Here is a 19980-nt window from a genome sequence, read left to right as displayed (position 1 = left end):
CTCCGTCCTGGAATCAAATCTCAAAGGAAACAATCGCCCGTGTCGGTCGGAATGGCTGCCCCCCGCGCCCCTTATTCCTGCGATCCCGACCGCAGCCGGGGCCGCCTGTTCGCCGAGCCGCCGTCACGCACCCGCAGCCCGTTTCGCCGGGATTGCGACCGGGTCATCCATTCGACCGCCTTCCGCCGGCTCAAGCACAAGACCCAGGTGTTCGTCTTCCACGAAGGCGACCACTACCGCACCCGTTTGACCCATTCTTTGGAAGTCGCCCAGATCGCCCGCGCCCTGGCCCGCCAGCTCGGCCTCGACGAGGATCTGACGGAGACGCTGGCCCTGGCGCATGATCTCGGCCATCCGCCGTTCGGCCATGCCGGCGAGCGGGCGCTGAACCGCTGCATGGCCGACTTCGGCGGCTTCGACCACAATGCCCAGACATTGCGCATCGTCACGTCGTTCGAGCAGCGCTACCCGGATTTCGATGGCCTCAACCTGACCTGGGAATCGCTCGAGGGCATCGTCAAGCACAACGGGCCGATGCAGGGCCCGGTCCCGACGGGGATCGCCGAGTTCAACGCCCGCTTCGACCTGGAACTGTGGAGCTACGCCTCGCTCGAGGCCCAGGTCGCCGCGCTGGCCGACGACATCGCCTACGACGCCCACGACATCGACGACGGCCTGCGCGCCGGCCTGTTCGCGGTCGACGATCTCAAGGAGATCCCGCTGCTTGCGGACATGATCGCCGAGATCGATCGCCAGTACCCTGTTCTCGACGACATCAGGCGCGGCGCCGAGCTGGTGCGCGAGCTGATCTCCTATCTGATCGCGGCCGTCGCCGCCGAAGCCGAGCGCCGAATCGCGCGGGCACAACCGGCCTCGCCGCACGACGTGCGCCGCCACGCCGGTCCGCTGGTGGCGTTTCCGGCCGACGCCGCCGCGCACGAGGCCACCATCAAGGCGTTTCTCTGGCAGCGGATGTACCGGCACGAGCGGGTGATGGGCGTGATGCGCGATGCCGAGCGCATCGTGGCGGACCTGTTCGGCCGCTACCAGGCGGACGGCGCAACCCTGCCGGCCGGTTGGCTCGACGGTTCTGACGGGGAGGGCGACCGCGCGCGCCGCATCGGCCATTTTATCGCCGGAATGACCGACCGTTTCGCCTTGACCGAGCACCACCGGCTTTTTGACTCGACCCCGGATTTGCGTTAGGCGGCGGCATGGTTGAACAAGCGTCCACCCCCTATCTTTTTGCCGACATGCTGGCCCGCGTCCACGCGATCTGCGCCGCGCTCGCCAAGGACGGCGGCTGGCCCGAGGGCATCGATTTTTCGCGCGTGGTGGTCGAGCCGCCGCGCGATCCGAGCCACGGCGACATGGCGACCAACGCCGCGATGGTGCTCGCCAAGGAGGCCAAGGCGAAGCCGCGGGATCTCGCCGACAAGATCGCGGAACGCCTGCGCGCGGACGAACTGGTGGCGAAGGTGGATGTCGCCGGTCCCGGTTTCATCAACCTCACTCTGCAGCCCGTGGTATGGGCGCGGGCGCTGGGCACGATCCTGCGCGAAGGCGCGGCCTACGGACGGATCGCGCCGGTTTCCGGCGCGCCGAAGGTCAACGTCGAGTACGTCTCGGCCAATCCGACCGGACCGATGCATGTCGGCCACTGCCGCGGCGCCGTGTTTGGCGACGCGCTGTGCAGCCTGTTGCAGTTCGCAGGCCGCGACGTCACGCGCGAGTACTACATCAACGATGCCGGCGCGCAGGTCGACGTGCTCGCGCGCTCCGCGTTTCTGAGATATCGCGAGGCGCTCGGCGAGGATATCGGCGCGATCCCGGAAGGGCTCTACCCCGGCGACTATCTGAAGCCGGTCGGGCAGGCGCTCAAGGCCGAGCATGGCGACAGGCTGAAGGCCATGCCCGAGGCCGAGTGGCTGCCGATCGTCCGCGACAAGGCGATCGCGATGATGATGGCCGAGATCAAGGACGATCTCGCCGCGCTGAACATCCGCCACGATGTGTTCTTCTCCGAGCGCTCGCTCATCAACCAGGGAAACAACAAGGTCGCGGAGACCATCGATTTCCTGCGTGAGCGCGGCGACGTCTATGAAGGCCGCCTGCCGCCGCCGAAGGGCGCGCCGCCCGAAGACTGGGAGGATCGCGAGCAGCTCCTGTTCCGCGCCACCGCCTATGGTGACGACGTCGATCGTCCGCTGATCAAGTCGGACGGCAGCTACACCTATTTTGCATCCGACATCGCCAACCACCGGCACAAGTTCGAGCGCGGCTTCGCCGACCTGATCGACGTGTTCGGCGCCGATCACGGCGGCTACATCAAGCGCATGCAGGCCGCGGTGAAGGCGGTGACGGCCGCGCAGGCTGTGCTCGACGTCAAGGTCGTCCAGCTCGTCAAGCTGTTGCGCAACGGCGAGCCGGTGAAGATGTCGAAGCGCTCCGGCGACTTCGTCACCTTGCGGGAAGTTGTTGATGAAGTGGGGCGCGATGCGGTCCGTTTCATGATGCTCTACCGCAAGAATGACGCCGTGCTCGATTTCGACCTCGCCAAGGTCATCGAGCAGTCACGCGACAACGCCGTGTTCTATGTCCAGTACGGCCATGCGCGTGGGCATTCGATCTTCCGAAATGCCCGGGACAGCGTCCCGGACCTGCCGGAGGAGGAGGGGGCGCGACTCGCGTATCTCGGCCAGGCGCCCCTCGAAAAACTCTCCGACCCGGCCGAACACGACCTCTTGAAACGGCTGGCGCTGTACCCACGTACGGTTGAAAGCGCGGCCCTGGCGCATGAGCCGCACAGGATCGCCTTCTACCTATATGAACTTGCAAGCGAATTTCACGCCCTCTGGACGCGGGGCCGGGATTTGCCCTATTTACGCTTCATTATCGATGATGATGCAGAATTGACCAAGGCACGTTTGGCCATGGTTCAGGGCGTCGTCTCGGTTCTGGCGTCGGGACTTGCGATCTTGGGCGTTAATGCTCCTGATGCAATGCGCTGATTGGGGGAAACACACGACTTCAGTTGGGGGCCTCAATCTGGCAGGGTCCGCCTTAGGACGCATATGCGGCTCACCCGCAGGGACGCTTCATCACGATGGCTGATCGTTACCAGGACAGACCCTTTCCCGCTGATGGTTTTGGCCGCGGTGGAAACCAGCAGGGCGATGCCGATCCGCTCGCCGAACTCGCTCGCCTGATCGGACAGAACGACCCCTTCGCGCAATCCGGCCGAGCCACCCCGCAGGCGCAGCAGCGCCCGATGGCCCGGCCCGCAGCTCCCCAGGACCAGCCGGCCGTCGGCATGCCTCCGCCCGGACCGCCGACCTGGATGCAGCGCGCGCCCAACGCGCAACAGCAAGCCGCCACCAATCCGTTCGCCGATATGGGGCAGCCACAGCAGCCCGCGCCGCCGCCGTCTTTTCCCGCCGGCTATCAGGATCCGCGCGGGCAGCCGGGCTTCCCCGAACAGGATTTCGGGCCCGCCGCCGCGTCCCGGCAGCAGCCGGGCTATCCGAATGCCGAGTTCGCCGATCAGTTGTCGAAGCTCGACTACAGCGTCGGCGAGTCGCGCCACGGGTTCGCCGAGAACGACCGCGACTACAACCGCGGCAGCGATTTCGATGACAACGAACAGGATTCGTCGCGCTATGACGATGCGCTGTTCGGCCAGGTGGGATCCGGACAGCACGGCTATCAGGGCGACAACGATTTTCAGGACGGTCAGTACGGCTATCAGGACGGCTACGACGAGGGCGAGGAAGAGGAGCGGCCGCGGCGGCGCAGCGGCATGAGCACGGTGCTCGCGGTGCTGACCCTTGCGGTGGTCGGGACCGGCGGCGCCTATGGCTACAAGACCTACATCTCCTCGGCCCGCACCGGTGAGCCGCCGATCATCCGCGCCGATAACAGCCCGACCAAGATCATGGCGCAGCAGGATACGACACCCAAGGTGCCGGACCGGCTGCTCGGCAATGATGGCGGCGAGAAGCTGGTGTCTCGCGAGGAGGCGCCGATGGACCTCAACACCCGCGGCGGCAATCCGCGCGTGGTGTTCCCGCAGATGACTCAGAATGGGGCGCCGCCGCCGGCCAGCGCCGGCGCGGCCTCGATGCCGCAGATGGCCAACGCCAACGGCATTCTGCCCAACAGCGATCCGCGCCCCATCAAGACCCTGTCCGTGACCGGAGGCAATCAGCCTCCCGCGGCCGACCCGCCGATGCCGGCTGCGCCGGCAACCAAGGCGGCGGCGACGCCGAAGGGCCGCAAGTCGCCGGCGAATGCCAATGCCTCCGCCGCGACCGACAGCCCGATGCCGCTGACGCCGCAGGCCGCGCCTGCGGCGAATACCCCGGCGCGCATCGCGACGGCCGTACCGGTCACGGAGCAGACCCAGAACGAGCGCACCGGCGGCTATCTGGTCTCGATCTCGTCGCAGGCGAGCGAAGCCGAGGCGATGTCGTCCTACAAGTCCGTGCAGGACAAGTATGGCGCGGTGCTCGGCAAGTACGAGCCGATCATCAAACGGATGGATCTGGGCGAGAAGGGTGGTGTCAAGTACCGCGCGGCCGTCGGCCCCTTCGCGACGAAGGAAGAGGCCAACAAGATGTGCGGATCGTTGAAAACTGCCGGCGGCCAGTGTTTCCCGTTCAGCAACCAGTAAGGCTTGCTTGACCGCCCGGAAGGCGGGGTCTATGCGGCCCGTATGACCATGCGGGCTTTCATTACCGGCATCTCCGGCCTCGACCTCAGCGACGCCGAGCGCGCGTTCATCCGCGACAGCCGGCCCTGGGGCTTCATCCTGTTCAAACGCAACGTCCAGTCACCCGCTCAAGTGACTGCACTGGTTAAGGAATTACGCAGTTGCGTGGGTCGCGCCGACGCTCCCGTCCTGATCGACCAGGAGGGCGGGCGGGTGCAGCGGCTGGGGCCGCCGCATTGGCCGGTCTATCCCGCAGGCGTGGTGTTCGACCGGCTCTACGACCTTGATTCGGCCGCTGGCCTCCGCGCCGCCTGGCTCAGCGCCCGCCTGATCGCCGACGATCTGCATCAGCTGGGGATTACGGTCGACTGCCTGCCGCTCGCTGACGTCCCGGTTGCCGGCGCCGACGCCGTGATCGGGGACCGCGCCTATGGCACCACGCCGGCCAAGGTGGCGACGATCGCCCGCGCGGTGACCGAGGGGCTGGAGCAGGGTGGCGTGCTGCCGGTGCTCAAGCACATCCCGGGGCACGGCCGCGCCACCGCCGATACGCATTTCCGCCTGCCGACCGTCGACACGCCGGAAGCGGAACTCGACGCCACCGATTTCGCCGCGTTCCGGCCGCTGGCCGACCTGCCGATGGCGATGACTGCACATGTTGTGTTTAGCGCGATCGACGCCGCCCATCCGGCCACGACTTCTGCGACAATGATCCAGCGGGTGATTCGCGGACGGATCGGGTTCCAGGGTTTGTTGATGAGTGATGACGTTTCCATGAATGCATTGGCCGGATCGCTCGCCGAACGCACGCGCGCGATCGTCGCGGCCGGCTGCGACATGGTTCTGCATTGCAACGGCAATCTCGACGAGATGCAGGCCGTCGCGGCAGAGACGCCGTTGCTTGCAGGGCAGGCTTTGACCCGGGCCGACCGCGCGCTTGCGGCGCGCAGGGCACCCACGGGCTTCGATCGCGGCGCCGCGCGCGCCGAACTCGACGCCCTGATCAACCGGCTGGGACCCGCGAGCGCATGACCGCTGAAATTCTGTCGTTTGAAACCGGCCGTCCCACGACGGAGCTGGCCGAGGCCGAACCGGCGTTGGTCGTCGACGTCGAGGGCTATGAAGGCCCGCTCGACCTGCTGCTCGCGCTGGCGCGGCAGCAGAAGGTGGACCTCGCCAAGATCTCGATCCTGGCGCTCGCCGACCAGTATCTCCAATTCATCGAGGCCGCGCGAAAAATCCGGCTCGAACTCGCCGCCGACTATCTGGTGATGGCGGCGTGGCTGGCGTTCCTGAAGTCGCGCCTGCTGCTGCCCGAGCCGCCGGCCCAGGAAGGGCCGAGCGCCGAGGAGATGGCCACTGCGCTTGCCAATCGGCTGCGCCGCCTGGAGGCGATCCGCGAGGCCGCCAATCGGCTGATGAACCGGCCGCAGTTCCAGCGCGACGTGTTCCCGCGCGGCAATCCGGAAGAGATTGCGGAAGTCCGCCGTCCCAAGTTCACCGCGACCTTGTTCGACCTGCTGTCGGCCTACGCCATTCAGCGCCAGTCGCGCGTGGTGACATCCGTCCATATGGCCAAGCGCACCGTCTGGTCGCTCGCCGAGGCGCGGGCGTCGCTCGAACGTCTGGTCGGCATGACCGAGGTGTCGGACGACTGGGGATGTCTCGACGACTACCTGTTGGACTACGTCGTCGAGCCTGCGCAGAAAGCCACCGTCTTCGCATCGAGCTTTGCGGCCGTGCTTGAACTGGTTCGCGAAGGCAAGCTCGAGCTGAACCAGAAGCAGGCGTTCGCGCCGCTGTATTTTCGTAAGCGTCCACCGATCCAGCCCGGCGCTATGGCTGCGCCGGACTTGACGGTTGAGTAACGAAGAAGGAGACCCTGCCATGGCAAGCTTGGCGGAACTGCGCATGGAAGAGCCCGACGAGATCGCGGCGAGCGAGTCCGAGGTGCGCCCCGAAGCGTTGCGCATCCTCGAGGCTCTCCTGTTTGCTTCGGCCGAGCCGTTGGAGCAGGCCGCGCTCGCCAAGCGTATGCCTGAAGGTGTCGACATCAAGGCCGCGCTGGCGCAGCTGCAGGCGGACTACGCCAATCGCGGCGTCAACCTCGTGCGCGTCGCCAACAAGTGGACGTTCCGCACCGCCGGCGATCTCGCCTGGCTGATGACGCGCGAAAGCACCGAGACGCGCAAGCTGTCGCGCGCCGCCATCGAGGTGCTGGCCATCGTCGCCTACCACCAGCCGGTGACGCGCGCGGAGATCGAAGAGATCCGCGGCGTGGTCACCTCCAAGGGCACGCTGGACGTGCTGCTGGAGACGGGCTGGATCAAGCCGCGTGGTCGCCGCAAAACCCCGGGCAGGCCGCTGACCTTTGGTACGACGGACGCCTTCCTGACTCAGTTCAGCCTGGAGACCCTGGGCGATCTGCCGGGCCTCGAGGAGCTGAAGGGCACCGGCCTCCTGGATTCGCGTCTGCCGACCGGCTTCACGGTTCCGACGCCGTCCGACGATCCGACCCTCCGCGAGGACGAGGAGCCGCTGGACCCAGGTGATCTCGATCTGGCGCTGGCGCCGGCGGTCGAAGTCGAAGCCGAGGAGGCTGAGGCTGGCGAGGCCGATTCGGAGCAGGCTGAAACGGCCCAGGTGGTGGCGGTCGGCGCCGTCGCCGAAACCGCCGAGGCGGGAGCCGTCGAGGCCGAGGCGGCCGGTGTGGACGACGAGGGCACCGTGGAGGCCGTTCTCGGCGATCTGGAACTGCCGAACTCGGACGTGGACGACGAGACCGCCGAAGACGAGATCGCCGAGGTGAGCCTCGCGGTCGAGGCCTTCGCTGCCGAGCAGGATGACGAAGCCGTCGCCGAGCAGGGCGACGAGGCCGTTGCCGAAACCGTTGAGCTTTCGGCGGAGGTTGACGTTCAGGCCGAAGCTGAGGCCGAGTCGGATGACGCCGCGGCGGACGACGAGGTCGACGGCAGGAACGACGAAGGCGACGGCGATACCGACGAGGACGGTTCGCCGGATCGAGAACGGTAACGGCCGCAAGGCCGTTAACACTCGCGTTATTACGTAGCTTCGGCCGCGATTAAGCGGAGCCTAAGTGCTTGTTTTTGGGGGCGCCGACGCCTACCTTCCGGCCAGATCGGGCTGTCCGCGCGCCGTTTTCGGTCCCCGCCGCCTTGCGTTCGTGTTGCTGTTTCGCAACCGGATGCTAGAAGCGAAGTGTCGCGGTCAAGTCCATGGATATGGCGCGGTTTCGGCGGTAGCGTCGACGGGCAGTCGGGTGAAGGCTGCGCCGATGTTTGGAGGGTTTGCAGGATGGGTTCGCTTAGCATTTGGCACTGGATCGTGGTGATCGCGGTCGTCCTGCTGTTGTTCGGGCGCGGCAAGATCTCCGATCTGATGGGCGATGTCGCACAGGGCATCAAGGCCTTCAAGAAGGGCATGCAGGACGACGACAAGGCGCCGGAGAAGACCGAGCCGGTCAAGTCGATCGATCATGGCGCGACTCCTTCGGCCACCCGCACGGATGTCGGCAGCAAGGCCGTTTGATCTGCTGTTGATGAGGCGCGGGCGGCGCGCGCTCCCGCAAGGCGGGACCTGCTCGGACGGGCCCGGGCAGGGCGGGATCACAGGCGTCGTCGCGGTGGCGGATTTTTAGATGTTCGATATCGGGTGGAGTGAACTGCTCGTCATTGGGGTCGTCGCGCTGATTGCGATCGGCCCCAAGGAGCTTCCCGGCGTTCTGCGCATGGTCGGGCAGTGGATGGGCAAGGCCCGCCGGATGGCCTCCGAGTTCCAGGGGCAGTTCCAGGAAGCGATGCGCGAGGCCGAGATGGCCGACCTCAAGAAGAGCTTCGACGAGGTCAAGGAAGCCGCCAGCGGTTTCACGCCCAGCGGCCTGATGACGTCGCTGCAGCGCGACGTCGACAAGGCGCTCGACATCGAGGGCGTCGACAAGCCCGCCGAGCCGACTGTGCCGGCCACGGACGCGGTCGCCGCCTCGCCCGAGACTCCGGTGATTCCGACCACCCCCGAAGCTCCTCGACCTGAAACTTTCGCGGAGGCCGAGGCTCATCAGGCCGTGGGCGAGCCGCTGGCCATCGTGCGCGAGATCAAGTCCGAGCCGCTGCCTGAGCTGCCGGCAGCGTCCGAGGCCGAACGTCCGAAGGACGCCAAAGCGTCATGACCGTCGAAGATATCGAGGCCAGCAAGGCTCCGTTGATGGACCACCTGATCGAGCTGCGGTCGCGGCTCATCAAGGCGCTGCTCGGCTTTGGCGTGGCCTTCATCTTCTGCTTCTTCTTCGCCAAGCAGATCTACAACATCCTGGTGCTGCCGTTCGTCTGGGTGGCGGGCGCGGAGAACAGCAAGTTCATCTACACGCAGCTGCTCGAATACTTCATCACGCAGCTGAAGCTCGCGATGTTCGGCGCCGGCTTCATTTCATTCCCGATCGTGGCAACGCAGATCTACAAGTTCGTCGCGCCCGGGCTCTATCGTCACGAGCGCAACGCCTTCCTGCCTTACCTGATCGCGACCCCGGTGTTTTTCGCGCTTGGGTCCGCACTGGTCTATTTCGTCGTGATGCCGATGCTGGTGCGGTTCTCGCTCGGCATGCAGCAGCTCGGCGGCCCGGACACCGCACAGATCGCGCTGCTGCCCAAGGTCGGCGAATATCTGTCGCTGATGATGTCTCTAATCTTCGCGTTCGGCATCGCGTTCCAACTGCCGGTGATCCTGACCCTGCTCGGCCGCATCGGCATCGTCACCTCGCAGATGCTGCGGGAGAAGCGCCGCTATTTCATCGTCGTCGCCTTCATCATCGCCGCGGTGCTGACGCCGCCGGACGTGCTGAGCCAGGCGTCACTGGCGATCCCGCTGCTGGCGCTCTACGAGGGCGCCATCATCGCGGTGGGGATCGTCGAGAAGCAGGCAAATGCGACCAAGTCGGGCTCCGGCTCGTCGTCGGGATCGGACAACCTGCCGACCAATCCGGCCGCGTAGGGTGGGCTTTGCTGCCCGGGCTCGTCCCGGGCGGGCGTAGCCTGTTCCCATCCGCGGCCATTCGCGGTAGTGCAGGCCCGGCCCGCGCACCATGGCGACTCGCCGACATCTTTTCGTTCCCAGGACCGAACGACCATGCACGACATCAAATCGATCCGCGACAATCCGCAAGGTTTCGATGCGGCGCTGACGCGCCGGGGTCTGGCGCCGCTGTCGTCGCAACTGCTGGCCATCGACGAGCGGCGGCGTGCCGCGATCCTGGCGTCCGAGCAGGCGCAGGCGCGGCGCAACGCCGCCTCCAAGGAGATCGGCGAGGCCAAGAAAGCCAAGGACGATGCGCGCGCATCGGCGCTGATGGAGGAGGTCGCCAAGCTCAAGACCACGATGCCGGAGCTCGAGACCGCCGCCAAGCAGGCCGACGAGGAACTGGCGCGCGAGCTGTCGGCGATTCCCAATCTGCCGCTCGACGAGGTGCCGGACGGCAAGGACGAGCACGACAATGTCGAGCGTCATGTGTTTGGCGGCAGGCGCAACTATGCCTTTGCGACGAAGCCGCACGACGACATCGGCACGGCGCTCGGCATGGACTTCGAATCGGCAGCAAAGCTGTCGGGCGCGCGCTTCGTCGTGCTGAAAAAAGGACTGGCGCGGCTGGAGCGCGCGCTCGGGCAGTTCATGCTCGACCTGCACACCACCGAGCACGGCTACACCGAGATCAATCCGCCGCTGCTGGTGCGCAACGATGTCATGTTCGGCACTGGCCAGTTGCCGAAATTCGAGGACGACCAGTTCTGGGCCGTGAGAGGCGAGCTCCTCATCGCGCCGGACGAGCGTCTCAAGACCGAGCGTCTGGGTCTCATTCCGACCGCCGAGGTCGCGCTCACCAACTTGGTGCGTGAATCGATCGTCGACGAGAAGGAGCTGCCGATGCGGCTCACGGCGTTGACGCCGTGCTTCCGCGCGGAGGCGGGCGCCGCGGGTCGCGACACCCGCGGCATGATCCGCCAGCACCAGTTCACCAAGGTCGAACTGGTGTCGATCACGACGCCGGAGACCAGCAAGGACGAGCATGAGCGCATGCTGGCCTGCGCCGAAGAAGTGCTGCGGCGGCTCGATCTGCACTATCGCGTCATCACGCTGTGCACCGGCGACATGGGCTTCTCCTCGCAGAAGACCTACGACATCGAGGTCTGGATGCCGGGGCAGGGCGACGGCGGCGCCTTCCGCGAGATTTCCAGCTGTTCGGTGTGCGGCGACTTCCAGGCCCGCCGCATGGATGCACGCTACCGTGCCGGCGACGGCAAGCCCCGTTTCGTGCACACATTGAACGGCTCGGGGACGGCGGTCGGCCGCGCGCTGATCGCGGTGATCGAAACCTATCAGCAGGCGGACGGCTCGATCGCCGTCCCCGACGTGCTGCAGCCCTATATGGGCGGCCTCAAGGTGGTCGCTGCGGAGCCATAACGGCGCGGCAAACTGCATCCGGACCGCGCGCCGTCTTGCGCGGCGCCGGGCTGGTCGTATCCTGCGGTCTGTTCAGCAATCGCTTTTCAGACCGAGGCGGCCATGGCCCTGCATCGGGATATTTTCTGGATTGGACGGCAATGGGCCGTCACCGGCTCCGGCATCCAGGCGGTCGATCAGCGCCTGGAGGGTGCATTCGACATCGATCGTGCGACGGTGTGGGACGATGGCCTCGGCGAGTCCCTGCGCCATCAGCCCTGGTTCAACGCTGCCGACTTCGACAAGGCGCTCGATGTCGCGCGGGCCCGATTTCCGGCGCTGCCGCGGGCGGAGTCCGCAACGCCGGTGCCGACGCCAGCGTCCGACGTGTCGGCTATCCCGACCGTGTCGCTCAAGTTGGGGACGCGAGGGAAGCTCGCCCGGTTCCTGCCGCAGTGGCGAATCCGGCCCTGAACAACCGATAGCAAGCCAGGGCGCCGGGGTTTGCCTCGATGCTGCGCAGCAGATAAGACACCCCGGCAATCGTCTTGAACGGGATGGAAGGCTGGCCATGCGGATTCTCTGCACCAATGACGACGGGATCCATGCGCCGGGTCTCAAGGTGATCGAGGAGATCGCGCGCGTCCTGTCCGACGACGTCTGGATCGTCGCGCCCGAACTCGACCAGAGCGGCGTGTCGCATTCGCTTTCGCTCAACGACCCGTTGCGGCTGCGCGAGGTCGGTCCGCGGCATTTCGCGGTGCGCGGCACGCCGACCGACTGCGTCATCATGGGCGCCCGACACATTCTCGGCGAGCAGCGTCCAGATCTAGTGCTCTCCGGCGTGAACAAGGGCCGCAACGTCGCCGAGGACGTGGTCTATTCCGGCACCATCGCCGGCGCCCTCGAAGGCACGATTCTCGGCCTGGCGTCGTTTGCGCTGTCGCAGGAATTCAGCGTCGCCACCCGCGACAAGCCGTCCTGGGACACCGCGCTCAAATTCGGGCCGCAAATCGTGCGCAAGGTGCTGGAAGCCGGCGTGCCGAAGAACACGGTGATCAACGTCAACTTTCCGTCCTGCGCGCCCGACGAGGTCCGGGGCATCGTCGTGACCCGCCAGGGCAAGCGCAATCTCGGCTTCCTGAAGGTCGATGAGCGCCGCGACGGTCGCGGCAATCCGTATTTTTGGGTCGGCTTCGACCGTGCCGCGGCTCTCGACGTGCCCGAGGAGGGCACCGATCTCGCCGCGCTGGCGGCCCACTACGTGTCGGTGACGCCGCTGCGCCTCGATCGCACCGATGAGGCGTTTTCCGGCAAGCTCAGCGACATTCTCGGCTGAAAGGTCGTTATCTCCGATCGCCCCGGCGACCAGCCGTGGCTAGCCCTGGGGCTCGGCGCTGCGCAGGGCGAGCTCGATCGCCTTGCCGAGCGTCTCGAGCTGAAACGGTTTCTGCAAAGCAGGCCGGTCGCGATATTCCTCGGGCAGCCCGGATGAGCCGTATCCGGTTGCGAAGATGAAGGGACGATTGCGCGACTTGATCAGATCGGCCACCGGCGAGATCACCTTGCCGTTGACGTTGACGTCGAGGATGGCGACATCGAAATAGGTGCTCTCGGCGAGCCGCAGTGCTTCGCCGATCTCGCCGGCCTCGGCCGCGACAGTGTAGCCGAGCTCCTCGAGCATGTCGGCCACCATCATCCTGATCATGACTTCGTCTTCGACCAGAAACACAGAGCCGCGCGGAGGCCGCGGTGCAGTCATGATGTCAGTCCTCGCCCAAACCCGATCTGACGCTTGCAAATAACCGCTTGCTACGCAACGTCAACATCGTCGTCCCTGCATATGGCGGCTCCTCGGCGGGCAAAATTGCCCCGCAAGGTGAACGGATTCGGTCACCGGTGGTTCCTGGCCGGCAGCGGATTTGTGGGGTCCCTCACGGAAGGCCCTCCGTCTTCGCCGCGGCTTGCGCCGAAATTCGGTGCGCAACACGTCGACGATGCTCTAAATTGGACGCAGGTGAATAATCGAAACGTCACTATGCCCCCGACGCCTCCGCCAGAAAAGATGATGTTTCAGCTGACCCTGCGCCGCCGCGGGATCAGTGACCAGGCTGTCTTGCGCGCGATGGAGGAGGTGCCGCGGGAGGAGTTCGTGCTGCCGGCCGATCGTCCCGATGCCTATCGCGACAGCGCGATGGCGATCGCCTGTGGGCAGACCATCAGCCAGCCCTTCGTCGTCGCCTATATGACCGAGCAGCTCAAGCTGCAGAAGACCCACCGGGTGCTCGAAATCGGGACCGGGTCGGGATATCAGGCTGCGATCCTGTCCCGGCTCACGGCCCACGTCCTGACGGTCGAGCGCTTTCGGACATTGGCCGACAAGGCCCGGGAGCGGCTGGAGAAGCTCAACTGCTTCAACGTCGAGGTCATGCTGGGGGATGGCTATGCGCTGCCGCCCGGGGCCGGCCAGTTCGACCGCATCATCGTGACGGCGGCGATGGACGAAATTCCTCAGAGCCTGCTCGACCGGCTGGAGCCGGACGGTATCCTGATCGCGCCGGTGGGGCCCCATCACGGGGTCCAGACCCTCGTCAGGGTCACCAGAAATGGCGATCGCTTCGACCGCAAGGAGCTCGTCGACGTGCGATTTGTGCCGGCAATTCCGGGGATTGCGCGCGAACTTTAAACGAGCGGATCAGCAGGCCCGCCAACGCTTTATTCGCGGCTTAAGCGCTTATTTACCGCGGCTGTGTTTACTCGAATTCGTTGTTTGTTGCGTACGAGTGAGTAACCATGCCCGCTATCGTCGAGTTGCTTCGCTCGCGCCGCCTGCCGCAGGTCACGGCGCTGGCGCTGATGTCGTTCGGCGTCGCCGGCTGCAGCGCCGACATGTCGTCGCGGCTGTCGCAGGCGCAAAACCCGTTTTCCAACCCCTTCGCCTCCGACGCCACCGGGTCGGTGCAGGCGCAGCCGGCCAGGCAGCATCAGCAGCAATATGCGCCGGCGCCCGCGCCGGTGCCGGCCTATTCGTCGTCGGCGTTGCCGCCGCCGGCGGTCGGAGCTCCGCAGTCCTATCCGTCCGGCGGCAGCGCCGGAGGCATGGCATCAGGCGGACGCGGCGTGGCTTCATATGCGCCCCCTGCATCGGTCCCGGCACCGCAGCCCTATGCGCCGCCTGCGGCACCGGTGCGCGCTTATGCGCCGCCGGCCCAGCCGCAACTGGAGACCACCGGCGCGGTGCCGCCGCGCTCCGTCGCCGCGGCGCGCCCTGCCGGAGGCACCAAGATCATCGTCGGCACCAGCGATACGCTCGACATCCTGGCCAAGCGCTATCGCGTGACGGCTGCCGAGATCCTGGCCGCCAACGGCTACAAGGGTCCAAGGGCCTTGTCGCCCGGCCAGCAGCTGATCATTCCGCATCCCGGCACGGTTGCGGCTGCGCCGGCCGCTCAACCGGTCGCGACACCGGTCGCCGCGGCGCCCATGGCTGCGCCGGTCGCGCCGCGGCCGGTGGCGGTCGCGGCCCCCGCCAGCTCCGCGACCGTCCACTTCGTCAACCGTGGCGATACGCTGGCTGGCATCGCGCGCAAGAACGGCATCTCGCCGGCTGAACTCGCCCGTGCCAACAATCTCGATCAGAGTTCTCCCCTGAAGCTCGGTGCCAGGCTGACCGTCCCTGGCAAGGTCGCAGCGGCCGCTGCGCCCGTGGCCCCGGTCGCAGCCGTTCCCCAGGCGGTTGCGACCGTGCCCGCGCCGATGCCGACCACGCGGGTGGCGACGGCGGGGCCTGTCCAGACCGCCAGGCTGGCCCAGGCCAATCCGGCGCCGGAGAAAGAGGAAGAGCCGGCGCGCCCGGCCGAGACCACGAGCTCGCTGCCGACCTTCCGCTGGCCGGCGCGCGGCAAGGTGATCACGAGCTACGGCGCCAAGACGAACGGCAAGTCCAATGACGGCATCAACATCGCCGTGCCCGAGGGCACGCCGGTGAAGGCCGCGGAGGATGGCGTCGTCGCCTATGCCGGCAACGAACTGAAGGGTTATGGCAACCTTGTCCTGGTGCGGCATTCCAACGGCTACGTCACCGCATATGCCCATGCGAGTGAGCTGATGGTGAAGCGCGGTGATCCGATCAAGCGCGGCCAGGTCATTGCCAAGTCGGGTCAATCGGGAGAAGTCGGATCGCCGCAACTCCACTTCGAGATCCGCAAGGGATCGTCGCCGGTTGACCCGCTGCAATTCCTCAACGGGGCGTGAGATTCAGCTTATCTCCGCGATCGGTCCCGCCTCGGGCGGGTCCGATTGTTTGACCGAGGCTGTCAACATCCGTCATTGCGAGCGCAGCGAAGCAATCCAGAGTCTTTCTGCTGAGGCAGTCTGGATTGCTTCGCTGCGCTCGCAATGACAGCGTGTGGGGCAGGCTGCGTGCCACAAACGCGGCGGTCATCGTCCGCGCAGGCGGACGATCCAGCCTCGGCGTACTGGATGCCCCGCCTGCGCGGGGCATGACAATGGAGGAGATGATCGGCGCTGTTACTTCGCGCTCAGCCGCACGCCGAGTCGGCCCGCGAGATCCTGCGTGAACTGCCAGGCGACGCGGCCGGAGCGGGAGCCGCGCGTCGTCGACCATTCCAGCGCCTCGCGCTGCAGATCGTCCTCGTCCACCGCGATGCCGAAATGGCTGCAATAGCCTTTGACCATCGCGAGATATTCGTCCTGGCTGCAGCGGTGGAAGCCGAGCCACAGGCCGAAGCGGTCGGACAGCGAGACCTTCTCCTCGACCGCTTCGCCCGGATTGATCGCGGTCGAGCGCTCGTTCTCGATCATGTCGCGCGCCAGCAGATGGCGCCGGTTCGAGGTCGCGTAGAGGATGACGTTCTCGGGACGTCCCTCGATGCCGCCTTCGAGCACGGCCTTCAGCGACTTGTAGGACGCATCATTGCCGTCGAACGACAGGTCGTCGCAGAACACGATGAAATGGAACGGCGCAGCGCGCAGGATGTCCATCAGCGCCGGCAGGCTCTCGATGTCCTCACGGTGAATCTCGATCAGCTTCAGCCGATCGGCCGGTTTGCGCGCGACGTTGATGCTGGCGTGGGCGGCCTTCACCAGTGACGATTTGCCCATGCCGCGCGCGCCCCACAACAGGGCGTTGTTGGCCGGCAGGCCGTTGGCGAAGCGCTCGGTGTTCTCGATCAGGATGTCGCGCATCCGGTCGATGCCCTTGAGCAGGTCGATGTCGACGCGGCTGACGCGCGGCACGGTCGCGAGCCTGCCGTTCGGATGCCAGACGAAAGCGTCGGCTGCATCCAGATCCTGCGCCGGCGCGGCACCCGCATGGGTTGCCGCCAGATGCACGGCAATCGCCTCCAGCGCACGCGCGATCCGCTCCGGCGTATTGTCGGCGGCTGGGCTGGCGGGACGTTTTGCCGCGACCTTCGACGGCTTTTGCGCCGCCGGCCTGGCGGCCTTGGCGAGTGGTCGGGAGAGGGATTTGGCGGGGCTGCGGGGCGGGGCTTTGGCTGGTTTTTTCGACATGCTGCAAGTTCCTGATGGGGCAGCCATATCGGGCCTCGCTCGCGGCCGCAAGCGGGGCGAAATGAAGGGGAAGGGCGCCTTGCTATTGGGACCGCGGCCGTTATATTCCGCGCGAAATTCGCAAAGAGGCCGGCCCGCGCCGAGACAAGCGTGGTTCGCCGGCTATTCCCGTCTCACCGGGCGCTGGCCCACGAGGATCGACCGCATGCTGATTACCCCTGCCTATGCCCAGGCCGCCGGCGCCGGCGACACCAATAGCATGCTGATGTCGCTGCTGCCCTTCGCGCTGATCTTCGTGATCATGTATTTCCTGATCCTGCGGCCGCAGCAGAAGAAGGTCAAAGAGCACGCCGACCTCGTCAAGAACGTCCGCCGCGGCGATACGATCGTGACCCAGGGCGGTCTGGTCGGCAAGGTCACCAAGGTCGTCGACGACGACCAGGTGGAGTTCGAGATCGCCGACGGCATCCGCGTGCGGCAGATGCGTCAGATGATCACCGGCGTCCGCACCAAGGGCGAGCCGGCGAAGGCAGACGCGAAGGACGACAAGAAAGAAGACAAGGCCGCAAGCTGATCGTCGCCCGGCCGGTCCGAGACCGGACCTCGTTCGCCGTCTGATGTTCTGATTTTCCGGGCCTGCTGCGGCCCCTACGGATCACTCCCATGTTGTATTTCACGCGGTGGAAGGCGCTGGGCATCATCCTCACGGCGCTCGTGGTGTGCCTGTGCGCGGTGCCGAACTTCTTCCCGGAAGCGACGGTCAAGACCTGGCCGGCCTGGGCGCAGCGCCATATCGTGCTCGGCCTCGACCTGCAGGGCGGCTCCTATCTGCTGCTCGAAGTCGATTCCAACTACGTCAAGAAGGAGCGGCTCGATGCGGTGCGCGACGATGTCCGCCGCACGCTCCGTGATGCGAAGATCGGCTACACGGGACTGGTCAGCCGCGGTGACGGCGTCGAGGTCCGGATCACCAAGGATACCGACGTAGGAGCTGCGCTGTCCAAACTGCGCGATCTCTCGCAGCCGCTCGGCGGCCTGCTGGGCTCCAGCGGCCAGCGCAGCCTCGAGGTCAGTGACGCCGGCAGCGGCCTGATCCGGCTGACGATTCCGCAGGCCGCGATCACCGAGCGCATCCGCCAGACCATCGAACAGTCGATCCAGATCGTCGAACGCCGCATCAACGAGCTCGGCACTGTCGAGCCCGTGATCCAGCGCCAGGGCACCGACCGCATCCTGGTCCAGGTCCCCGGTTTGCAGGATCCGACCGAGCTCAAGAACCTGCTTGGCCGAACCGCCAAGATGGAATTCCGCATGGTCGACAGCTCGGTGTCGCCCGATCAGGCGATGCAGGGGCGGGTGCCACCGGATTCCGAGGTGCTGCAGAGCGCCTCGCCGCCCAACCAGCCTTATGTCGTGAAGAAGCAGGTGCTGGTCTCCGGCGGCGATCTCTCGGATGCCCAGACCGGCTTCGACCAGCGCACCAACGAGCCGATCGTCTCGTTCCGGTTCAACTCGGCCGGCGCGCGCAAATTCGCGCAGGCCACCACCGAGAATGTCGGCCAGCCCTTCGCCATCGTCCTCGATAATAAGGTGATCTCGGCGCCCGTCATCCGCGAACCGATCACCGGCGGCTCGGGCCAGATCTCCGGCAATTTCACGGTGCAATCGGCCAACGAGCTTGCGATCCTGCTGCGCGCCGGCGCACTGCCGGCGCCGCTCACGGTCATCGAGGAGCGCACCGTCGGTCCAGGTCTCGGCGCCGATTCGATCGCCAAGGGCGAGCTTGCCTCCTATGTTGGCTCGATTTTGGTCATCGTGTTCATGCTGCTGACCTACCGGCTGTTCGGCGTGTTCGCCAACATCGCGGTCATAGTCAACGTCGCGATGATCTTCGGCGTGCTGTCGCTGCTGAATGCAACGCTGACCTTGCCGGGCATCGCCGGCATCGTGCTCACGGTCGGCATCGCCGTCGACTCCAACGTGCTGATCTATGAGCGCATTCGTGAGGAACTGCGCGGCGGTCGCAACGCGATCTCGGCGATCGACGCCGGCTTCAAGCGCGCGCTGGCGACGATTCTCGACTCCAACATCACCACCTTCATCGCCGCGGCGGTGCTGTTCTACATCGGCACCGGCCCAGTGCGCGGCTTCGCCGTGACGCTCGGCATCGGCATCCTCACCACGGTCTTCACCGCCTTCACGCTCACCCGCCTGATCGTGGCGGCCTGGGTGCGGTGGAAGCGGCCGCAAAGCGTGCCAATCTAGGAGCTAAAGTGACACACTGGGTTCTCATCGGGCTTGGCATCCTGATCGCGGTGCTGACAGTGGTCAGCGCGCTCGGCCTGCTGCCGTCGCTGCGCATCGTTCCCGACGACACGCATTTCGATTTCACGCAGTTCCGTCGCATCAGCTTTCCGATCTCGGCGGCGCTGTCGATTCTCGCGATCGTGCTGTTCTTCACCCATGGCCTCAACCTCGGCATCGACTTCCGCGGCGGCAGCCTGCTCGAGGTGCGGGCCAAGTCCGGCACGGCCGATATCGCGGGGATGCGCGCGACGCTGGCCACGCTCGGCCTCGGCGAGGTGCAGCTGCAGCAGTTCGGCGGTCCTGAGGGCGTCCTGATCCGCGTTGCCGAGCAGCCCGGCGGTGACGCCGCGCAGCAGGAGGCCGCCAACAAGGTGAAGGCGGCAATCGGCGATTCCGTCGAATATCGCCGGGTCGAGGTCGTGGGTCCGCGCGTGTCCGGCGAGTTCCTTGCCGTCGGCATGCTCGGTCTGATGCTCGCGATCGTCTCGATCCTGATCTATCTCTGGTTCCGCTTCGAGTGGCAGTTCGCGCTCGGTGCCATGATCGCCAACGTCCACGACATCGTGCTGACGATCGGCTTCATGTCGGTGAGCCAGGTCGATTTCGACCTCACCAGCATCGCGGCGCTGCTGACCATTCTCGGCTACTCGCTCAACGACACCGTCGTCATCTACGACCGTATCCGCGAGATGCTCAGGCGCTACAAGAAGATGCCGATGCCGCAACTGCTCAACGAGTCGATCAACTCGACGCTGTCGCGCTCGATCATCACCCACGTCACGGTGACCTTGGCGTTGCTCGCTCTGCTGCTGTTCGGCGGCCCGGCCATTCACAGCTTCACGGCTGTCATGATGTTCGGCGTCGTGCTGGTCGGCACCTACACCTCGATATTCATCGCGGCGCCGATCCTGATCTATCTCGGCGTCGGCACCGTTCGGGGGGATCAGGTCGACGAGCCGAAGAAGAAGCCTTGATCGGGA

The 19980-nt window shown here is 66.1% G+C and carries 19 protein-coding genes; 17 read left to right on the top strand and 2 right to left on the bottom strand.

All coding sequences use genetic code 11. The annotated features are described in order from the left end of the window. The first annotated feature begins 39 nt into the window (after positions 1–39). From ACQR1B_RS27700 to surE, 12 genes are all read left to right on the top strand, one after another. On the top strand, positions 40–1206 hold the full coding sequence (locus ACQR1B_RS27700) for a deoxyguanosinetriphosphate triphosphohydrolase (RefSeq protein ID WP_434835551.1): 1167 nt from the start codon (positions 40–42) through the stop codon (positions 1204–1206). An 8-nt stretch (positions 1207–1214) separates the two neighbouring features. Beyond that, positions 1215–3011, top strand: coding sequence for an arginine--tRNA ligase (gene argS, locus ACQR1B_RS27695; RefSeq protein ID WP_434835550.1), 1797 nt, complete (start codon positions 1215–1217; stop codon positions 3009–3011). 95 nt (positions 3012–3106) lie between these two features. After that, positions 3107–4672 (top strand): SPOR domain-containing protein, encoded by a 1566-nt coding sequence (locus ACQR1B_RS27690; protein WP_434835549.1) that lies wholly within the window; start codon positions 3107–3109, stop codon positions 4670–4672. 42 nt (positions 4673–4714) lie between these two features. Beyond that, positions 4715–5743 carry a beta-N-acetylhexosaminidase gene (gene nagZ / locus ACQR1B_RS27685; RefSeq protein WP_434835565.1) on the top strand — a complete coding sequence of 343 codons (1029 nt, stop codon included), beginning with the start codon at positions 4715–4717 and terminating at the stop codon, positions 5741–5743. After that, on the top strand, positions 5740–6579 hold the full coding sequence (locus ACQR1B_RS27680) for a segregation and condensation protein A (protein WP_434835548.1): 840 nt from the start codon (positions 5740–5742) through the stop codon (positions 6577–6579). The genes nagZ and ACQR1B_RS27680 overlap by 4 nt, the downstream gene beginning before the upstream one ends. 19 nt (positions 6580–6598) lie before the next feature. Then, positions 6599–7744 carry an SMC-Scp complex subunit ScpB gene (gene scpB, locus ACQR1B_RS27675; protein WP_434835547.1) on the top strand — a complete coding sequence of 382 codons (1146 nt, stop codon included), beginning with the start codon at positions 6599–6601 and terminating at the stop codon, positions 7742–7744. 282 nt (positions 7745–8026) lie between these two features. Continuing rightward, positions 8027–8260 carry a twin-arginine translocase TatA/TatE family subunit gene (locus ACQR1B_RS27670; protein WP_006614346.1) on the top strand — a complete coding sequence of 78 codons (234 nt, stop codon included), beginning with the start codon at positions 8027–8029 and terminating at the stop codon, positions 8258–8260. Positions 8261–8369: 109 nt separating this feature from the next. After that, entirely contained in the window at positions 8370–8897 is a 528-nt protein-coding gene (gene tatB / locus ACQR1B_RS27665) for a Sec-independent protein translocase protein TatB (protein ID WP_434835546.1), read from the top strand. Beyond that, a complete protein-coding gene (gene tatC / locus ACQR1B_RS27660; protein ID WP_434835545.1) occupies positions 8894–9715 on the top strand; it encodes a twin-arginine translocase subunit TatC in 822 nt (273 codons plus the stop codon). Before tatB ends, tatC begins: the two co-directional genes overlap by 4 nt. A 135-nt stretch (positions 9716–9850) precedes the next feature. After that, entirely contained in the window at positions 9851–11179 is a 1329-nt protein-coding gene (gene serS, locus ACQR1B_RS27655; RefSeq protein WP_434835544.1) for a serine--tRNA ligase, read from the top strand. Positions 11180–11281: 102 nt separating this feature from the next. After that, a complete protein-coding gene (locus ACQR1B_RS27650; RefSeq protein WP_434835543.1) occupies positions 11282–11632 on the top strand; it encodes a hypothetical protein in 351 nt (116 codons plus the stop codon). Between the two features lie 97 nt (positions 11633–11729). After that, positions 11730–12497, top strand: a complete 768-nt coding sequence (gene surE / locus ACQR1B_RS27645; RefSeq protein WP_434835542.1) for a 5'/3'-nucleotidase SurE — start codon at positions 11730–11732, stop codon at positions 12495–12497. 39 nt (positions 12498–12536) lie between these two features. Here the strand turns inward: surE and ACQR1B_RS27640 are convergent, their stop codons facing one another. After that, positions 12537–12920, bottom strand: coding sequence for a response regulator (locus tag ACQR1B_RS27640; RefSeq protein ID WP_434835541.1), 384 nt, complete (start codon positions 12918–12920; stop codon positions 12537–12539). 276 nt (positions 12921–13196) lie between these two features. Here ACQR1B_RS27640 and ACQR1B_RS27635 point away from each other — a divergent pair, with 276 nt between their 5' ends. Together ACQR1B_RS27635 and ACQR1B_RS27630 are read left to right on the top strand one after the other, a co-directional pair. Further along, on the top strand, positions 13197–13844 hold the full coding sequence (locus tag ACQR1B_RS27635; protein WP_434835564.1) for a protein-L-isoaspartate(D-aspartate) O-methyltransferase: 648 nt from the start codon (positions 13197–13199) through the stop codon (positions 13842–13844). Positions 13845–13951: 107 nt separating this feature from the next. Next, positions 13952–15412 carry a peptidoglycan DD-metalloendopeptidase family protein gene (locus ACQR1B_RS27630; protein WP_434835540.1) on the top strand — a complete coding sequence of 487 codons (1461 nt, stop codon included), beginning with the start codon at positions 13952–13954 and terminating at the stop codon, positions 15410–15412. Positions 15413–15688: 276 nt separating this feature from the next. Here ACQR1B_RS27630 and ACQR1B_RS27625 read toward each other — a convergent pair whose 3' ends face one another. Beyond that, positions 15689–16693, bottom strand: coding sequence for an ATP-binding protein (locus tag ACQR1B_RS27625; protein ID WP_434835539.1), 1005 nt, complete (start codon positions 16691–16693; stop codon positions 15689–15691). Positions 16694–16898: 205 nt separating this feature from the next. Here ACQR1B_RS27625 and yajC point away from each other — a divergent pair, with 205 nt between their 5' ends. The 3 genes from yajC (at position 16899) to secF (ending at position 19974) form a co-directional block, all read left to right on the top strand. After that, complete coding sequence (gene yajC / locus ACQR1B_RS27620; RefSeq protein ID WP_434835538.1) at positions 16899–17267, top strand: preprotein translocase subunit YajC; 369 nt, start codon at positions 16899–16901, stop codon at positions 17265–17267. Positions 17268–17356: 89 nt separating this feature from the next. Beyond that, on the top strand, positions 17357–18958 hold the full coding sequence (secD, locus tag ACQR1B_RS27615; RefSeq protein WP_434835537.1) for a protein translocase subunit SecD: 1602 nt from the start codon (positions 17357–17359) through the stop codon (positions 18956–18958). Positions 18959–18966: 8 nt separating this feature from the next. Beyond that, on the top strand, positions 18967–19974 hold the full coding sequence (secF, locus tag ACQR1B_RS27610) for a protein translocase subunit SecF (RefSeq protein ID WP_434835536.1): 1008 nt from the start codon (positions 18967–18969) through the stop codon (positions 19972–19974). The last annotated feature ends 6 nt before the right edge of the window (positions 19975–19980 follow it).

The organism is Bradyrhizobium oligotrophicum (genome assembly GCF_051168495.1).
GTDB classification, from domain to species: domain Bacteria; phylum Pseudomonadota; class Alphaproteobacteria; order Rhizobiales; family Xanthobacteraceae; genus Bradyrhizobium; species Bradyrhizobium oligotrophicum_A.
The sequence above is the reverse complement of the archived record's forward strand: the minus strand, read 5'-3'. Positions and strand labels throughout refer to the sequence as shown.

Coding starts and splice junctions, on each gene's coding strand:
- argS (WP_434835550.1), top strand. CDS start 1,215: ATGGTTGAACAAGCGTCCACCCCCTATCTTTTTGCCGACATGCTGGCC.
- ACQR1B_RS27690 (WP_434835549.1), top strand. CDS start 3,107: ATGGCTGATCGTTACCAGGACAGACCCTTTCCCGCTGATGGTTTTGGC.
- nagZ (WP_434835565.1), top strand. CDS start 4,715: ATGACCATGCGGGCTTTCATTACCGGCATCTCCGGCCTCGACCTCAGC.
- ACQR1B_RS27680 (WP_434835548.1), top strand. CDS start 5,740: ATGACCGCTGAAATTCTGTCGTTTGAAACCGGCCGTCCCACGACGGAG.
- scpB (WP_434835547.1), top strand. CDS start 6,599: ATGGCAAGCTTGGCGGAACTGCGCATGGAAGAGCCCGACGAGATCGCG.
- ACQR1B_RS27670 (WP_006614346.1), top strand. CDS start 8,027: ATGGGTTCGCTTAGCATTTGGCACTGGATCGTGGTGATCGCGGTCGTC.
- tatB (WP_434835546.1), top strand. CDS start 8,370: ATGTTCGATATCGGGTGGAGTGAACTGCTCGTCATTGGGGTCGTCGCG.
- tatC (WP_434835545.1), top strand. CDS start 8,894: ATGACCGTCGAAGATATCGAGGCCAGCAAGGCTCCGTTGATGGACCAC.
- serS (WP_434835544.1), top strand. CDS start 9,851: ATGCACGACATCAAATCGATCCGCGACAATCCGCAAGGTTTCGATGCG.
- ACQR1B_RS27650 (WP_434835543.1), top strand. CDS start 11,282: ATGGCCCTGCATCGGGATATTTTCTGGATTGGACGGCAATGGGCCGTC.
- surE (WP_434835542.1), top strand. CDS start 11,730: ATGCGGATTCTCTGCACCAATGACGACGGGATCCATGCGCCGGGTCTC.
- ACQR1B_RS27640 (WP_434835541.1), bottom strand. CDS start 12,920: ATGACTGCACCGCGGCCTCCGCGCGGCTCTGTGTTTCTGGTCGAAGAC.
- ACQR1B_RS27635 (WP_434835564.1), top strand. CDS start 13,197: ATGCCCCCGACGCCTCCGCCAGAAAAGATGATGTTTCAGCTGACCCTG.
- ACQR1B_RS27630 (WP_434835540.1), top strand. CDS start 13,952: ATGCCCGCTATCGTCGAGTTGCTTCGCTCGCGCCGCCTGCCGCAGGTC.
- ACQR1B_RS27625 (WP_434835539.1), bottom strand. CDS start 16,693: ATGTCGAAAAAACCAGCCAAAGCCCCGCCCCGCAGCCCCGCCAAATCC.
- yajC (WP_434835538.1), top strand. CDS start 16,899: ATGCTGATTACCCCTGCCTATGCCCAGGCCGCCGGCGCCGGCGACACC.
- secD (WP_434835537.1), top strand. CDS start 17,357: ATGTTGTATTTCACGCGGTGGAAGGCGCTGGGCATCATCCTCACGGCG.